Raw genomic sequence first — 17623 nt, 5'->3', positions numbered from 1 at the left:
TTTACCAATTATTTCCTGACATGATCAGCACCTGGCTTTCTGTTCCGTATTTAATTTCGTTAAGGAAGATTTCTTTTCCTTCATCCAATGGGATCATGGAAATACCTCTGCGCTCGTACTCAGATTCCAGGGTGGAAGAGACCATTCCGGCACCTTTCCATGGTCCCCAGTTGATAGAGATTACTTTTCCTTTTAACCTTTTGTTTAAAGCATTTGCGTAATCATCCAGTACACTGTTGGCTGCGGCATAATCTGTCTGACCTTTGTTACCGTATACGGAAGCAATACTTGAGAATAATACTACAAACTGACAGTCTGAACGAAGCTGTTCTGCCAATACACGAAGCGGTTTTACTTTGGTATCAAATACACGTCCGAAGGAGCTTGTCGTCTTTTGTTTGAATAATTTATCTTCTAAAAGACCTGCTCCGTGGATGACTCCATCCAGACGGTTGTATTTCTCATAAATACTGCTGATCAGATTGCTTAAACCTTCTTCATCACAAAGATCCAATGATTGGTAAATGATGGTATTTCCAAGGTTTTCCATGTCACGGATAGTACGCAGGATCTGATTATTTTTGAAAATCTTCGTCGTTTCTTTTTCTATTTCTGCAGGAGAAGTGAATTGACCAGACTTGATCAGGAAACTTCTGATTTCTTCTTTGGTTTTCATCCCCTCAAAGTCTTTAGCCGAAATCTCATTTCTCGGGTCTGCCGATCTTCCTACCAGAATATAGGTGCAAGGATAAGCCTGAGACATATGTTTTACCAATTCAGCAGTAATTCCCTGTGCGCCTCCCAATACCAATACCACAGATTTTTGATCTAGCTGGATATGGGCCTCATGTAAACTCGTGGATAACGGAGAAGGAATGATGTCTACCTGGTGTCTCTGATCATTTTTATAAATCACTTCAGCAGGTTTATCGTTGGTAAGGATCTCTTTCAATGTAATTTCAGCAATCTGATCTACTTCCTGAGGGGTGCTCAGGCTGATGAGTCTGCATGTTGTATTATCAAATTCTCTGGCTAAACTTTTGAAAAGTCCCGGATATCCCTGATGATGACGTAATATACTTGCATCTGTAATTTCCTGAATATGTGCAGGAATATCAGAAATAAGATATACCCATTTTGCTTTATCAAAATCCAGTTTCTTGATCAGATCTACATGATCGATAATACTTGGCTTATCAACGGCAGAGAATAGGTCTAACATAATTAATCCGTCGATATTTGAAAGATCTTTATCCGTATCTACTACTTCTACGATAGTTCCATGTTCTTCCAGAGTTTCTTTGATCGCAGAAGTTTGTTTGCTGTCATCCTGTGTAATGGCAAAACGTTTTCCCTGCAATACTTCAGTATTTTGTACTTTAGAAACATCGGTAGGAGTGATGTCAAAACGAAGACGTGACAATACATTTTGAGTTGGCTCTGTAGTATTTTCTTCTTTTGCTTCCGGAGCTGCTTCGTTGGTTTCCCCATTCATTTCGCTGATCCAGCTTGCCAGACCACGAAGGGTTTTAATGGCCGCCAGTTTTTCCATCACATCATCAGCCTGTTCAAGGTTTTGACCAAATCCGATCTTAGTTTTAAGATCACCGATGATTTCCATACGTTTGATGGAATCTATGCTTAAATCTGCTTCCAGATCAAGATCAAGCCCCAACATTTCTTTTGGATATCCTGTTTTTTCGCTCACGATATTCAAAATTGCATTTTGAAGGTCCTCCAGTGAGAATGCCGGCTGAGCCTGTGGTTTTGAAGGCGCTGATTCGGCCGCAGATCCATTTTTTTCTGTCGCAGCAGTTGTTTCAGCACCTGAGAATTCAGTAAGCCATGAAACTAATCCGCTTAATGTTTTTATGCCTGCCAGCTGTTCCATAACGGTGTCTTCGCTGGTGTTTCCGTTGCCCAGAGTTCCCAATTCGTTACGAAGTGTTCCGATGATCTCAACTCTCTTGATAGAGTCGATACTTAAATCCGCTTCCAAGTCCATTTCCATACCCAGCATTTCCTGAGGGTATCCTGTTTTGTCACTTACTACCTGTAGTAATAGGGATTTAATATCTCTTGACGGAGCTTGTTTTACAGGAGCTACAGCTACAGGTTGCTGATGAACTGGCTGAACCGGAATCGTAGATATAGGTTGGTGTGCAGCAGCCGGTGCTGGTGAATGGTATACAGGAGCAGGGAACGCCTGAGGATTCTGTCCCATAAAGGAAAGCATCACATCGCGTTGTGCCTGTATCATTAATTTCATGCTGTTCAAATATTCCTGCAACATGCGTTCAGCAGTAGACTGGGCTTCCGTTGCGGGTGCCTGTGGATTATTAGTAAAATTGTTCATGGGAATTGGGTTTATAAGTGGTAATGCACCATTAGATGGCAGATTACCGGTAGTTGGGTGGGCAGTTTGCCCGTTAACACGCCAGATAGCAGGGCTTTTCTTGTAAAGCTCAGGTTGGTTAAGATCAATAATCGTAACACTTCTGCCGTCAAAAAGTTTATCAATGTTAAAGCTTCTGCCTGTTCCTAAATATTGTGCCAGCATGCAAAGCAGATGGCTGAATTTATTACGGCTGTTGTCTTCAACATATAGGGTGAGCTGATCTTTTTCAAGACAGGATTTAGTCAATCCGGTAAGTACTTTTCCCGGTCCTACTTCGATGAATATTCTTGCACCGTCATTGTACATGGCCTGAAGCTGTTCTACAAATCTTACAGGCTGTACCAGATGATCAGTAAGTCTTTCTTTTATTTCTGATGGATTCGTTGGATATACTTCTGCAGTGGTATTAGACCAAACAGGAATCTGCATTTCCTGGAAAGGAACATCTTTTAAGACTTCAGCGTATAAATCTTTGGATTTCGCTAGTAATGGACTGTGGAATGCACAGGCAACTTCCAGTTTTTTAGCAGAAATACCTTCCTGTTTAAGCACTTCAAGTAATTTATTGATAGCTTCCGTACTTCCAGCAATCACACATTGAGTCGGAGCGTTGAAATTCACAGGATAGCATCCTTCAACTTTAGCAATAATAGGTTGTAAACGTTCTGCAGCAGCACTTGCGGCTAACATTGAACCCGGATCTCCGCCTTCTACTGAATCTAAGATAGATTGAGCTCTCTTAACACTCAGGTCCACCAGTTTATCCTCTCCAAATACTCCTGCAAAGCATAAAGCCGGAATTTCACCATAGCTGTGGCCTGCCAGCATATCAGGGATAATGCCTAATGATTCTAGGAATTTTGCCAATGCAAGGTCTACAATTCCTAAAAGCGGTTGTGCTAAACGGGTATCTTTAATGGTTTCTTTCTGTTGTTTTAAATCAGCTTCGTTAAAGGTTTTAGAGGGGAAAACTACTTTTTCAAGTTCAGGATATTCATCAATAATTTTACGCATAGCCGGGAAAACTACAAATAAGTCACGAGCCATATTGATTCTCTGGCTGCCCTGTCCCGGGAAGGTGAATGCTACTTTACCTTCTTTTTTATTCACGGTGAAAGTATCTTTTGTCTCAATCCCTAGCAGTACTAACTCAAGCTTCATCATCAGGTCTTCAGCGGTGTCTGCGACAATACTGAACTGGATTGGTTTTTCTGAGCTGATGCTTAAACTGTAAGCAATATCTTTTAATGGAATACCATCATTAATTTCTAATAATGCCTTAACCTGGCTTGACTGTCCTTTCGCTTCTTCATAGGTATCTCCGCGGAAGACAAACAATTCTGAAGGCCACGACTGCATGGCAATTGAATTGTCCTGTTTAGGATGGTTCGCAATAACGGTATGGAAATTCGTTCCTCCAAATCCGAAAGCACTGATTCCTGCATAACGGTTTTTCTCGCCCCATAATCCACTTTCAGCATGGAAGGCAAACGGACTGGTTTCTGCGTTATAATAAGCATTTGGCTGCTGAAGATGAAGGGTAGGTGGCTTTACACCATGATAAACGGCAAGGGAAGCCTTGATCAATCCTGCTAATCCTGCCGCACATTTTGTATGGCCGATCTGTGTTTTCACGGAACCTAAATGCGTCTGTCCTGGTAAAGCTCCTGAGCGACTGAATAAATTAGTCAGTGCACTTAATTCAGTTTTGTCACCTACTACCGTTCCTGTACCATGCGCTTCTACAAGGCCTACAGAAGCAGGACTGATCCCAGCCTGGGAATAAGCACGTTCCAGAGCTCTTACCTGACCTATTTTTCTAGGAGCAGTCAATCCAAGGGCTTTTCCGTCGCTGGATCCTCCAACTCCTTTGATTACTGAATAAATTCTGTCACCATCACGTACAGCATCTTCGTATCTTTTTAAAACAAGGATGGCGATACCTTCTCCAAGAGCAATACCGTCTGCGTCATCATCAAATGTAGCACATCTTCCTTTTCTGGATAGGGCATGCGTGCTCGAGAACATCAGGTAATCGTTAATTCCATTGTGTAAATCTGCTCCTCCGGCAAGAACCATATCAGATTTTCCTAATACAAGTTCCTGACATGCCAGATCAATGGCTGCCAAAGAAGAAGCACATGCGGCATCTACCGTAAAGTTTCTTCCACCAAGGTCTAATCTGTTCGTAATCCTACCTGCGATTACATTTGCCAGAATACCCGGAAAAGAATCTTCAGTCGTATGTGGGAAGGCTTCTTTTACTTCTTCATGAAGTTCTCCGAAAACCTGCTTATAATATCCTCTGAAACTATAGCTGTTGGCAAGGTCATTACCTCCTTCAGCACCTATAATGACAGAAATGTTTTCTCTGTTGATGTGTTTTTCTCCATATCCAGCATCTTCCATGGCACGCTTGGCAACCAATAAGGTTAACAACTGTGTAGGTTCAATAGCAGCAAGGGATTGTGGCGGAATTCCAAATGCCAATGGATCGAAATCGATTTTAGGAATAAATCCTCCCCATTTGGAATGGGATACATCCGGTTCGTTGGAATCCGGCTTATAATAAAGTTCTTTATTCCATCTTTCATCCGGTACTTCGGTAACACTGTCTTTTCCTAAAATGATATTTCTCCAGTATTCATCAAGGTTTTTAGCTCCCGGGAAAATACATTCCATTCCTACGATAGCGATGTCCAGCGGTTTTTCCGTAGAAACGGGTTCTTCCGGTAATGCCGCCTCCTGAATATGTTTGTAATTATCTACAACACTTTGATGAAGAGCAGCCAATGAGATCACACGATTCTGCATGGTGGCTACCTGTCCGATCATATACATTCCTAAGTCCAGTTGGTCATCTTTAGGAATGTTGACCAATTTATCACCCTGACGTTCTATACCTTTAGCCGCAATACGTAAACGGCCTACATTCAATTTTTCAAGTTGTTCCCATACCTGCTTTTTATCCATTCCGGCAGCAAGAAGTTTTGCCTTTTCGGTATTGAAATGGTGGGCAAAAGCTGTATTTAAACAACGGGTTTCATGTCCGGGAGCTGTTTCCAGTAAAACGGTATCCTTCGCCTGCATTGCCTGAGATTGGAATTCTTCCTGAATAGCTCCGGTTTGTACAGCTTCGTGGGTATACAGATACGCTGTGCCCATCAATACCCCGATTTTTACTCCTCTTGCAGCCAATGGTGCAGCCATGATGGAAACAAATGCCGTTGAAAAAGCGTTATGAATTCCTCCCGCAAAAAAGACACTGATGTTTTCAGGATGATCTTCTTTTAAAATACGTTCAATTTGTTTTTCCCAAAGAACTGTACTGGACAGGGGTCCTACGTGACCTCCACACTCTCGTCCTTCAAAAATGAAGTTTTTAGCTCCTTCTTTCAGGAAAATATCCAGAAGGGCAGGGGAAGGAACGTGTAAAAATGATTTAATTCCTGCTTTTTCAAATACTTTAGCCTGTGCAGGTCTTCCTCCGGCTATCAAAACTACAGGAGGTTTTGCTTCTAATATATAGGATGTCTGTTCATCTCTTAATTCCTGTGGAGCAAATCCTAAAATTCCCACACCCCATGTTTTTTCACCAGCCAGTTTTTTGGTATCCATTACCAAAGATTTTGCAGACTCTCCTTTCAATAAGGATAAAGCAACAAAAGGTAAGGCTCCTGCATCTGCTACTGCATTGGCAAAGGAAGGAACATCACTCACACGGGTCATTGGGCCTTGGGCGATAGGATAACTCAGGCCCAGTTCCTGTGCTAAAGAGTTGTTTTTATCAATTACTTTAAGTGCTTTGGCTTGTTTCAGATGTCCATACATGGCTTCTTTGAAACCGAAAACAAGTTTTTTCAGTGTTTTGAAGTCTTCATACAGATCCGTTGCTAATGAAATATCTTGTCCCATAGGGATATAGCATGTACTAAGGTCGAAACCTGTAAAGTGTTGTTTCAGATCTTCAGCGGTTGCATTTTCAGGTAAAGCAGGTGAGTTAGGTCTTACCAATACACGATGGTTAGCAATCACCTTAGTTTCTGTACCATTCAGTTTTGAGCATACTTCTTTCAGATCCTTAGGAACTGAACTTTCCGGGAACAACGCCAATTGGCTGTCCAGAACAATTCCTGTTGCTCCCAAAGCTTTTGATGCGGCGGCAGTATGGAGACCAATTCCTCCCTGTATCCACACCGGAATCCTCTGGATTTCTTTGATCACACGCTGGAATAATACAAACGTGGATTCATAGCCTACTAATCCACCGGCTTCATTTCCTTTGATAATGATTCCTTGTGCCCCTGATTCTTCAGCTTGTCTGGCCTCTTCCAAACTGGTTACCTGATAAATAGCAGGTACATTGAATGGTGTGGACATTCCGAACGGTAGGATCGCAAATCTTACTTTTTCCGGAATCTGCAGAGTGGTGAAATTGTCGTTAGAAAAATAAATACCATACGATGGTACGTCTATCTCGTCAAGTTGATGTAACGCTTCCTGGGCTTTCGTTAGCTCATTTCCTAAACTTAGTACGGGGAACGCACCCGCCTGGTGCAATCGGGATATAAGGTTAACGTCCGGCTTTTCAAAAGGCGTCAGTCCAATAATGGTTAATTTTTTCATGGCGTGTTAATTGAATTATTGAATGATAGCAAGAGTTTCATAACAGAATGCAAGGTCTTTCGCTAAGACCATTACTTTTTGCTATGATATAGTAAAAATTGTTTTTGTTAAATCGTTAACAATATGTATTGTTTTATGGTAATTATTTAATAATCTATCGTTTGTTGATAGATTTTGGATTGTAGTAATTATATCCGGCTTTTCAAAGGGCATCAGCCTGATTTTGGTCAAGTTTTTCATAGCATTTACGGTATAGAAATAGTTAATGATATCTCATAGCAAAACACTAATGTTATTCATATAAATAACAATTTTCTGTTATGAGGAAATAAAAATAATAAAACAATCATATATCTTCAATTATAAACGCTATTTGATAATGATTTTTTAATATGAAAATATCAATTGTTCAAATGCTATTAAAGTATATTTATTGTTTCCTTATTCTTAGAAACATGGCCAGTACAATCTTATAAATTTTAACTATAAATGGTTATAGTTAAAAAAATGTTAAGCAAATATAGGAATAAAAAATAAAATATTTCAAAAACAAGAGATTTGTTTTTAGGTATATTACAAAAAGATAATATACAATGAATACGGTTCTGAAATGTTAGAATTACCTTTATCAATCTGATAAAATGACAAAGCGAATTTAAATAAAATTAATCAATATATTGTGATTTAATTTGAATTATTTATGAACTTTTTCTATCTTTTTGATAAATAAATAGATAGGTATTTTTAAGAATAATTTAAATATCTTTCCGAAATTCATAAAAAAAGTAAATATAAAAGGTGGGTGTTTTTTTAATTTTTAAGGTAAAGGATCTGTTTATTAATGTGTTATGTCTATGGGTGATCTTTCTGGGATTTAATAAAACAATTGCTTTTTATTGTATTTTATGATTAGTGTATAAAACTTTTGTATTTTTGTACTCCTAAAAACTCAATCATAATTTGATTTGATGAAATTATGATTTATACATGCCTGTGTTTGTAATAGTAAGCTCGTTTTCTCTTGTTTTTGCAATTATGATGATTTAACGGGTTTCTAATCTTATCCATACTCAATTCGTATTGACTTCCTTTTCAGAAATTGGCCAATTTCCGGTCGATCTTGAATAACTGTAGTCAGATTCAAGAGGTCTTACTTTTGGGGTGTGTCATACAGAAATTTGTTTTTGGATTTAAAAAATACAACAAAAGAAAACAGGTATATATGAAACAGACAACAACTTTCAGATCAGGTGCTCACAAAGAAAGGGTGATGGAGCAATATGATGGTGCATTAGCAAATTTTAAAGGAAATATCCGTCAACAAGCGGTCCCAACAAGCTTTGGAGAAACCCATGTTATCAGTTATGGAAATGAAGATCATCCTAAACTTATATTACTTCATGGAGCTAATTCTAACGCTGCATCCTGGATGAAGGATCTTGCTTTGTACAGCAAAGAATACAAAGTATATGCTATTGATATTATCGGGGAACCAGGTAAAAGTGAACAAAACAGACTTCCTTATAAAGGCAATTATTACAGTGATTGGCTGTTTGAGGTTTTCCAACAACTGAAAATAACAAAATTTTCTTTGGTGGGATTGTCACAAGGCGGATGGCTTGCGATAAAGTTTGCAGCCAGATATCCGGAAAAAATCAGTCAGCTTGTCCTTCTTTCTCCAGGAGGAATTGTAAAAACACAGCGCAGCTTTGTGTTTAAAGCGATATTCTTTTCTCTACTTGGAAATGCCGGGAAGAGAAAAATCAATAAACTGATAACGGGTTCACAAAAAATAGATCAGTCTGTTCTGGACTTTATGAGCCTCATGCAGTCCTCTGTGAATGCAAGGATAGATAAGGAGTATATCTTTTCTGATGAAGAATTGAAAAATATGACCATGCCTGTCTTTTTTATAGGTGGAGCAGGTGATGTGGTCAGGGATTCTCAACAAATAAAAGAAAGACTTGAAGGGTTACTTCCTGATTTTGAATCCTATGTTGATCCTGACAAAGGACATGTGCTGGTTGGTCTGGCAGATAAAATAAATGCATTTTTATTAAAGAGAAGGAATGATTAATCCTTTATGCAAAGGCTCCAAAACATTTTGTTTTGGAGCCTTTGTGATATTTTATGTACTTGAATCTTTAAAAGATACTTAATCCATACTGTTTTGCCAGATCTAAAATCATATGATATCCGGCCAGAGAATTTCCATGTTGATCTAAAGCAGGACTGAAAACTCCGATTCCTATTTTTCCCGGAACACTTACCGTAATACCTCCTCCTACACCGGATTTGCTTGGTAAACCAACGGTTCTGGAGTATTCTCCACTGAATTCATACATTCCGGCAGTCAGCATCTGTGATTCTACTAATTTTGCCATATCTGCATTTTTATAAGTGGCATCACCGTCAAATCTTACACACTGGTTGGCAAAGAAGTATCCTATTTTTGCGAGATCTTCAGCAGTAAGTTCAATAGAGCATTGTTTGAAATAGTTGTCCAGCTGGTCTTCATTTCCTGAAATCAGTCCGCTGTTTTTCATGATGTAAAACATTCCACGGTTACGGTGTCCTGTTGACTTTTCCGATTCGTAAACAGACTTATTATATTCTATGGATGGGTTTTTGGTAATATACCTTACCATATCCAGGATTTTAAGGAATGGTTTTTCTCCGTCTCCTGAGATCAATGAAGTGGTAAGGATTGCTCCGGCATTCATCATTGGATTAAGCGGCTTTCCTGTGGTTTCAAGATTGGAAAAATGGTTGAAAGGCTTGTCTGATCCGAAATATCCCATTTTATCAAAAATATGAGTTTCTCCTTTTTCATTGACGGCTACCATTAAGGATATGATTTTGGAAATGCTTTGCATGGTAAATTTCTTACTTACATCACCGGTGTTGAATACTTTTCCATTTTTATCAACCACTGAAAAGGCAATTGCTTTAGCATCCATTTTCCCTAGTTCAGGAATGTAATCTGCCACTTTTCCCTGAGTATAATAAGCTCTGTTTTTTTCCAGAATGGTATTTAATGTTTTTTCTGAAAGGGTTGAGAGATCTGCTGTCTTCTGTGCATAAAAGATTGTGTTTAAGGAAAGAAAAGCTGCAGTACAGATTCCTTTGGCGGAAAATAAAAAATTTTTGTTTCTCATATAAGAGTTGTTGAATATAATGTTTATGATAAGCCTTGAAAAACAAAGATAAATTATTTTAATCTTGTCGGCAATTCTAATGATTGTCCTTATGGATATTGATATGAATAGGAAATGCTTAATGAAGATTAAGTTGTCGAAATACATATAGTTTTTTAAGAATTAAGGAATGGGTAAAACTTATTATTCTATCTGTTTTGAATGTGATTAATTTTAATACAAATTGATATTATTTAGTAAAAAATAAATTAAATTTAATTTTACTTGTTGATTTTGGGATTTATTGGTAGAAAAAATAGGATTTTATTTGATTGAAAATGGCTTGGAGACCCTGAAATTAAAAAAAAGATGATTTTTTTTATATAACTAATGAGTTGGTGAAATAGCATATAAGTATGAATTTATCTATATTGTTGAAATTCAACTGTGAAATAATGTTATTTTTTCACGATTAAATGAGTTTTATATTATTATTTTTACTAATTTGACAAAAAATTAATAACACTTTTTTAATAACTATGAAAAACAACACCTATTTTGGTAGGCAGCACATCTTCAGATGGCTCCTGCTATGTTGGCTTCTGGTACCCTGGGTACTACAAGCTCAAGCTCGAATTACATGGACCGCTCAGGTCGGATGCCAGGAATTCCGTGGCGAAAAAGATGGTCAGATCCCTGACAACGGAATCGCTTATTCCTACATCAATTCATCCCAATGTCTCCGGGTCTGTGAGCAATCAACCGTAAAATACGAGATTCAGGGACCGAATGTTTCCAATGTCCAATGGACGGTTTCAGGAGGTACAGCAGCTATTTCAGGACCTGCGAATACCGTAGCGAATGTAAGCTGGGGAGCAGCGGGGAACGGATCTTTACAGGCGGTTATCACCTACAATGATGGAACTGTGGAAACCCAGACCATTTGTATCGAAAAGATTAACAGGCCGATTGCTAAATTTGAAATGTTAAACCTGACTGATACTGTATGTAGGAATACAACGATCTATTTTGATAATCTTTCTGAACAGAACGGCGGATCGGATATCATTAACTACTTCTGGGACTTTGGGGATGGTACAACTTCTACCGCTTTTGAGCCGTCTCATTTGTATGCTAATCCCGGAAACTATACAATTACTCTGACGGTTACCAACAAGTGTGGCTGCCAGGATAAAATTAAAAAACAGATCAAGGTATTAAAAGCTGATCCTGTACAGATCAACTGTGCTTCCGTAGTATGTGAAGGGAGTACTGAAAAATACAATGTACAGGATGGATGCAACAAAGGACAATGGAAAGTTATCGGAGGATCAATTGTCAACATTAACGGTAATGAAATTGAAGTGGTTTGGGATCAGGTAGATCCGCTTGAAGGCTTTGGATATGTAATGTACATGTCAGAATGTGCATGTCCTGAGTGGACGACAATTAAAATTCCTGTAGTTTTAAAAAATGCAAAAATTAAAGGACAGGGAGTGATATGTACTGGCAGACAGTATACTTATTCAATTCCTCAGTGGCCAACAACCAAAGTTAACTGGAATGTGACAGGTCCTGCGGGAGGTCTGCTGACGAATACTCAACAGAGAAACGAAATTGTTTTCTCCGCAAATCAGCCAGGGACTTATCATCTTACAGCAAATTATTTTAATACTTTATTGGGATGTGAAGGACAGGCTTCTATAGATATCGTAGTAGAAGCACCAGTATTGGTAAGTGGTGGTGTGGATGAAATCTGTGCCGGAACAAGCCAGGGATTTACAGCTGTCCCTAATGTACCGGTGATCTGGAAAGTAACAACAGGAACATCTACGTATACTTCTCCACCGATGACAGGAATATTCAACTATAACTTTGCTACGGCAGGAACATATACTGTGACGGCTACCAAGCAAGGTGGAGGTTGTGAAAGTAATGGAAGAATTATTAAGGTATTACCAATTCCACAGGCACCTAACGGAACCATTTCCGGAGAAACAAAAGTATGTCCTGGAAAACCTTATGTTTATACCATCAGTTCAGTGGATCCCGGAATGGTACCGGTTTGGACTGTTACCAACGGAACTATTCAAGGAAGTAATGCAGGACAATCTGTTACGGTGATATTTAATGCCGGCGCTACGTCATATATAGTGTCTGCACAGAACAAATCTATCAGCAGTGCAGCATGTCTTTCAGCTCCGAAAACGTTTAACGTAACTAAAATAGACCTTAGTACTATTGTTATTAATCCAAAACCAGGACCTTTCTGCCCAAGCAGTACTCAAACTTTCAGTGCTAACCTGAATGGTATTGTTCCTGACTTTATGGAATGGTCGTTTGCCAGTTCCAACTTCGGAAGTGTAGTAGGCGGACAGGGTACAGCTAATATTACCGTAAACTTCAACGAGATTTCTTCAACGAGTACTACTGATCTTATTCTGAAAGTAGTAAAATGTGGAGTAACACAGATTATTACTATGCCGGTATCTTTAATTACGCTTCCGGTAGTAAGCTTTACCAATGTTGGCGGAATTTGTTTAGGATCAAATCTTACTTTTACAGTAAATCAGGGAACTATTACTTCAGCCACAAGTGTTACTTTCACTTTTGCTGGCGGAACGTTTACGACAGCCTTTAATCCGTCTGGGGTTTACAGCTTCCCGAATAACGGATATATCCAGAATAATTCAGGAAATAATGTTTCCCACACAGTTACTGTAACTTATGCAGGTACTAACGGATGTAATTATAAACCTACTGCAAGTGCTAATTTTATTGTATATCCTGAAACCATTATTACTGTTTCTCCGGTATATAATATTGCAGTTTGTGATCCTACCACAATGACACCGTATACTATTACGGCTAACAGCTCTACAGGACTTACCAATATCATATCCTGGCAATGGTATAAAAATAATGGTATTATATCTGGTGCAACTACCAACTCGTATACCATCTCAGGAGCAGGTGCTTTTGGAACCTATAGAGTGCAGGCTGTAGATATTAACGGTTGTGTGGTTTCTTCACAGAATATTAATGTAACACAATCATGCCCGAGCAGTGGAAGTTGTACAGCAAATCCTCAGATCAACTTCGTGCCGGCATGGACTGCTTGTAATAACATTACGGTTTCTGGTTTAACGTACAATGGAACTCCGGATGAAATCCAATGGTTGTCTGATACTTTCCTTACTTTAGTTTCAGGTCAGGGAACAGCTTCACCGGTATATCAGACTAATCTTGCAGGAGCACATCTTGTTTTTGTACGCCTGAGATACGGTTCATGCTGGTACAGCAAAGGGGTAGAAGTGAGAAAAAACTATGAACCTAAATTCAATATCAGTACAGTATGTAGTGGAAATGGTTATAGTGTAACACTTTTTAATACTTCTACAATATTTGAAATCAATCCGGCGTCTATTACCTACACGTTCACTTCGCCGGGACAGCCTACCCAAACAGGACAGTCTGCTACTTATAATCTTGCGCCAGGTACTTATACCTTTACAATGACGGTTTCTGCACCAGGGAAGCCAACATGTACTACTACGCAGACTATTACATTAGCTCCTATTCCTGATACATCTTTCTTGGTTCCAGCCTGGTTGTGTGCCCGTTCGCCTATAACATTCAGTCCAATAAATTATGTTCCCGGAAATACCTACACATGGATTTTTGATGGTACATCTTATATTACGACAGGATCAGGTGCTACAATAACGTATAATACAGCAGGAACAAAAACCATTCAGCTGAAAATTAAAACACCTATGGGATGTGAATATACTTCTGCTGTCATTGGTGTGAATGTAAAAGAAGCTACTCTGGATGGTACTATAGCACCTCCTTCTCTTGTGGCTTGTATAGGAAGTGCTCCTAATATTGTATTTACCAGTACACTTGGATCTCCTAGTCAGTATATCTGGATGAATGGCTCTCAGCCTGTTGCAGGTGCACCAAACTCTCCGGTATTCACACCTACGCAATCTGGTAATTACTGGCCGGTGCTGGTATCATCAGATGGATGTACAACAAGTATTATGAGTACCAAAGCAATCCCGGTAACGCTTAAAAATCCTCCATATGTAAATATATCAGGAACAGCGAATATCTGTGAAGGATCTTCAACGGTACTTACCGGTATTGTAACGGATAACACCTTAGAATATCAGTGGAAAAAAGGAAATTCTGTGATTGTACCATGGGCTTCTTCTCCTTATCCTATTGCTATAAGTACAGGACCATTATCTGCTGGTACTTATGTGTATACGCTGGAAGTAAGAACTCCGGGTACATCAGGATGTACAAGCAGCAAAAGCTTTACAGTTACTGTAAATAGCCCGCCGGCACCGATTTCTGTAACCTATAGTATGGTAGGTTGTCAGCCTTATCAGGTGATGTTAACAGCATCAGGGCCGTCTGCAGGTGTTTATAACTGGAGCAACGGAATGACAGGTCAGTCTATTACAGTAAATGAAGGTGGTGCTTATCAGGTTATCTACACGGCACCAAGTGGATGTAAGGTTGTAGGTAATGTACAGGTTCCATTAAGCCTTGAAAGTCTGATGTGGGTATTCCCAACAGGATGCTATGATGAATGCCTTAGAAAGAACTATGTTTTAGGACCAAAAGGAGTCTTCGATCATCATGATTGGCTGTTGTTTGGAAACAGCATCCAGAGTGGAAACAATGATTATATTTATCCGTTGTACATTGGTGCTGCAGGAACTTATCAGTTGCAGATTGACCATCTGGGATGTCAGTTTACTTCCGGAACCATGAATTACTATCCGGGTAAAGAATGTGGATACGAAACAGAATGTAAACTGGAAGCAAGTATCAAAGACATGAAATGGGTAGGAGATCACTATAATGTGTATGGTGTGATCTACAACGGCGGAAGCCAGCCGATAAGTCTTACCGTTTCAAGTCTTAATGGATTTGGAATTTATCTTCCATCTATTATTACAATTCCTGCTGGTGGAGTGTATGATATGAACGCTAATCCATTGGCATTCTATCCAAACTCAAACTTCCAGGGTGCGGATGAGATTTTATTCTCCAATGAAACATGTAAGTTTACTACCAAAGCGGTAGATCCTAACTGGATGGGTATGAAAAATGCAGGAAGAAGTGTGACGGCAACGTCAGTTTCTTCTCTGAAAATGACACCAAATCCTGCGAAGGAAAAAGTGAAAATCTCGTATAATACGGGCAATGAAAAATTACTGGCAAAACAGGTTACAGTTTTTGACGCCATGGGCAATGTCAAATTCCGTAAGGAACTGAAAACGGCTTCCGGAGAGGTAGACGTGGAGGTTACCAGCTGGCTGCAGGGTGTTTATATTGTTATCGTACAAACGGGAGACACCTCATTACAAGGAAAACTAATTAAAAATTAGTAGCTTATAAAGCAGTGTTCTCTTCGGAGAGCACTGTTTTTTTATAGTATGTGATAATTAAATGAAATTTTATGATACGATTAAAAAACAAACTTTGGGGATTACTTCTGATAGTACCAGGATTATCTTTTAGTCAGGCTTATCAGTGGCAATGGGGAAAACAGGCAGGAGGATTAACAGGTTCAGCTGATCCGGGTTTTCATTATGTCTTTGATGAATCCATAAGGGATATTGTAGTAGACAACAACAATAATACCTATTTTCTTGCCACCATGCGTGAACAGGAACAAAACCTGAATGGCGCTTCTGTAACCAATTACGGTTTGAGTGATCTTTTTCTGTTCTCTGCTGATTGCGCAGGAAATATACGATGGTCCAGGCCAATAGGCGGTTCAGGAGATGGAGAAAATGCATGGCATATTAAAGTAGATAATAATGGTGGATTATATGTGTTGGCAACCCTTTATAACAATTCATATGCAGGAGATCCTAATGCTGTTCCAATGCACTTTGATGATACTCATACACAACCGCTGTATACTTATTATGATCAAACGATAGAACCGGCCCATAAAGCGGCTTTTCTGTTAAAATACAATACTTCGGACGGTACACTGGCATGGAGCAAATCTTTACAGGGAGATGTTAATTATTTCTCCCGCATGTGCGATGTTCAGATGATGTATATGGATTCTTCCAAAAATATTCATGCTGTAATGGGATTCAGAGCAGGAACACATCTGAATGGATTAATTACAGTGCCTTCAACCTTCACATCAACCTATCAGTATTATGCGGTAAAGTTCAATTATGATAACGGAAATATGACCCCTGCAACTCCTTTGTTACTTCCTATTACAGGAGATGCAATAAATATTGTAGGTAGAGAGGGAAAAGTGAATGTAGTATACGATGAAAGTTTGAATCGTTATTATATTGCTGGTAAAAGAATGGATCCTGGATTCAGTAATCTGGTTGATCTTTCCTATAATAATGTTCCCTTTACAAAAGCGGCTTATGTGTTTGCTTTTGATGGTACTACCGGAGCTGAGGTATGGAGAAAAGAACTTAATAACGGTACAACGAGTACTGATGATGAAATTCATTCTATTATCAAAGATCCCGTAACTTCAGATATTTATATTTCAGGACGATATTTTAACGGAATAACAGTGCCTGCAACTTTCGGAACTTATACATTTCCTCTGAGAAGTTATGTGGAAGCCGTTCCGTTTGTTATGAAAATGAATGCTGCGGGTGCAGTACAATGGGCAAAAACTCCGGAAGCAATGTCTGGTCTTCAGTTTGGTTATCGTTTTACCAAAGGAACAATTGCCATTAATGGAAATGAAATAGCCTTTGCCAAAGGAAGCTGGTCTGATGTCTGGGGAAGCTATGCAATGATACGTCCTGATGGAGACAGATCCGATCCTTTATTGGTGAGACTTAATAAAGATACCGGAGAGGTCTTGGGAACAGGAGAAATCCGTAGTAACTATTATGTTATAGATGAATTTACAGCAGTTGCTGCAGATAACGATGGCAATTACGTAGTGGGCGGTTTTTTTCACGATCAGCTATTTACGGATGCCAATGATAACGTCAACACAATGGCGGTTAATGTAGCAGGAGGGAAATCTCAGTCTTTTTTCACAAAATTTGCTAAATCAACATGCAGCCAGATGTCAGTAGAAGAAACGGCTGCTCAGGCAGGAATGCAATTATACCCTAATCCGGTTCAGGATGTATTGACGATCAAAAGTAAAGAGCCTTTGGTTTCTTATGAGATCTTTGGAGCAGCAGGACAATTGGTCAAGCAGGGAACTTTGAATATGATGCAGGAACAGATCGTATTATCTTCTCTTCAGACAGGAGTATATTACATTAAACTACATACAAAATCTTCAACAGTAACAGAAAAGATATTGAAGAAGTAAAAAAACAAAACTGAAAATTAATAACCTTATATATAAAACGGTGTTTTCCAGGAGAGGACACCGTTTTTTTATTGAAAAATATCGGTTTGTTCGCAATTTTACAATTTTTGGGTTTGA

General features: G+C 39.0%; 5 protein-coding genes. 3 read left to right on the top strand and 2 right to left on the bottom strand.

The annotated features are described in order from the left end of the window. Position 1 precedes the first annotated feature (1 nt). On the bottom strand, positions 2 to 7024 hold the full coding sequence (locus DEU39_RS09925) for a type I polyketide synthase (protein WP_120231821.1): 7023 nt from the start codon (positions 7022 to 7024) through the stop codon (positions 2 to 4). Between the two features lie 1222 nt (positions 7025 to 8246). Here DEU39_RS09925 and DEU39_RS09920 point away from each other — a divergent pair. After that, a complete protein-coding gene (locus DEU39_RS09920; protein ID WP_120231820.1) occupies positions 8247 to 9101 on the top strand; it encodes an alpha/beta fold hydrolase in 855 nt (284 codons plus the stop codon). Positions 9102 to 9168: 67 nt separating this feature from the next. Here DEU39_RS09920 and glsA read toward each other — a convergent pair whose 3' ends face one another. Then, on the bottom strand, positions 9169 to 10182 hold the full coding sequence (glsA, locus tag DEU39_RS09915) for a glutaminase A (RefSeq protein WP_120231819.1): 1014 nt from the start codon (positions 10180 to 10182) through the stop codon (positions 9169 to 9171). A 518-nt stretch (positions 10183 to 10700) separates the two neighbouring features. Here glsA and DEU39_RS09910 point away from each other — a divergent pair. Together DEU39_RS09910 and DEU39_RS09905 are read left to right on the top strand one after the other, a co-directional pair. After that, positions 10701 to 15569 carry a PKD domain-containing protein gene (locus DEU39_RS09910; protein ID WP_120231818.1) on the top strand — a complete coding sequence of 1623 codons (4869 nt, stop codon included), beginning with the start codon at positions 10701 to 10703 and terminating at the stop codon, positions 15567 to 15569. Positions 15570 to 15640: 71 nt separating this feature from the next. Beyond that, the gene (locus tag DEU39_RS09905) at positions 15641 to 17506 is read left to right on the top strand and encodes a T9SS type A sorting domain-containing protein (RefSeq protein ID WP_120231817.1); all 1866 of its coding nucleotides are present in this window, start codon (positions 15641 to 15643) and stop codon (positions 17504 to 17506) included. Positions 17507 to 17623: the final 117 nt, after the last annotated feature.

Origin of the sequence: Chryseobacterium sp. AG363 (assembly GCF_003610675.1) — a bacterium.
GTDB classification, from domain to species: Bacteria; Bacteroidota; Bacteroidia; order Flavobacteriales; family Weeksellaceae; genus Chryseobacterium; species Chryseobacterium cucumeris.
Note: the sequence above shows the minus strand (reverse complement) of the source record. Positions and strands in the feature narration are given on the sequence as shown.

Coding starts and splice junctions, on each gene's coding strand:
- DEU39_RS09920 (WP_120231820.1), top strand. CDS start 8,247: ATGAAACAGACAACAACTTTCAGATCAGGTGCTCACAAAGAAAGGGTG.
- glsA (WP_120231819.1), bottom strand. CDS start 10,182: ATGAGAAACAAAAATTTTTTATTTTCCGCCAAAGGAATCTGTACTGCA.
- DEU39_RS09925 (WP_120231821.1), bottom strand. CDS start 7,024: ATGAAAAAATTAACCATTATTGGACTGACGCCTTTTGAAAAGCCGGAC.
- DEU39_RS09905 (WP_120231817.1), top strand. CDS start 15,641: ATGATACGATTAAAAAACAAACTTTGGGGATTACTTCTGATAGTACCA.
- DEU39_RS09910 (WP_120231818.1), top strand. CDS start 10,701: ATGAAAAACAACACCTATTTTGGTAGGCAGCACATCTTCAGATGGCTC.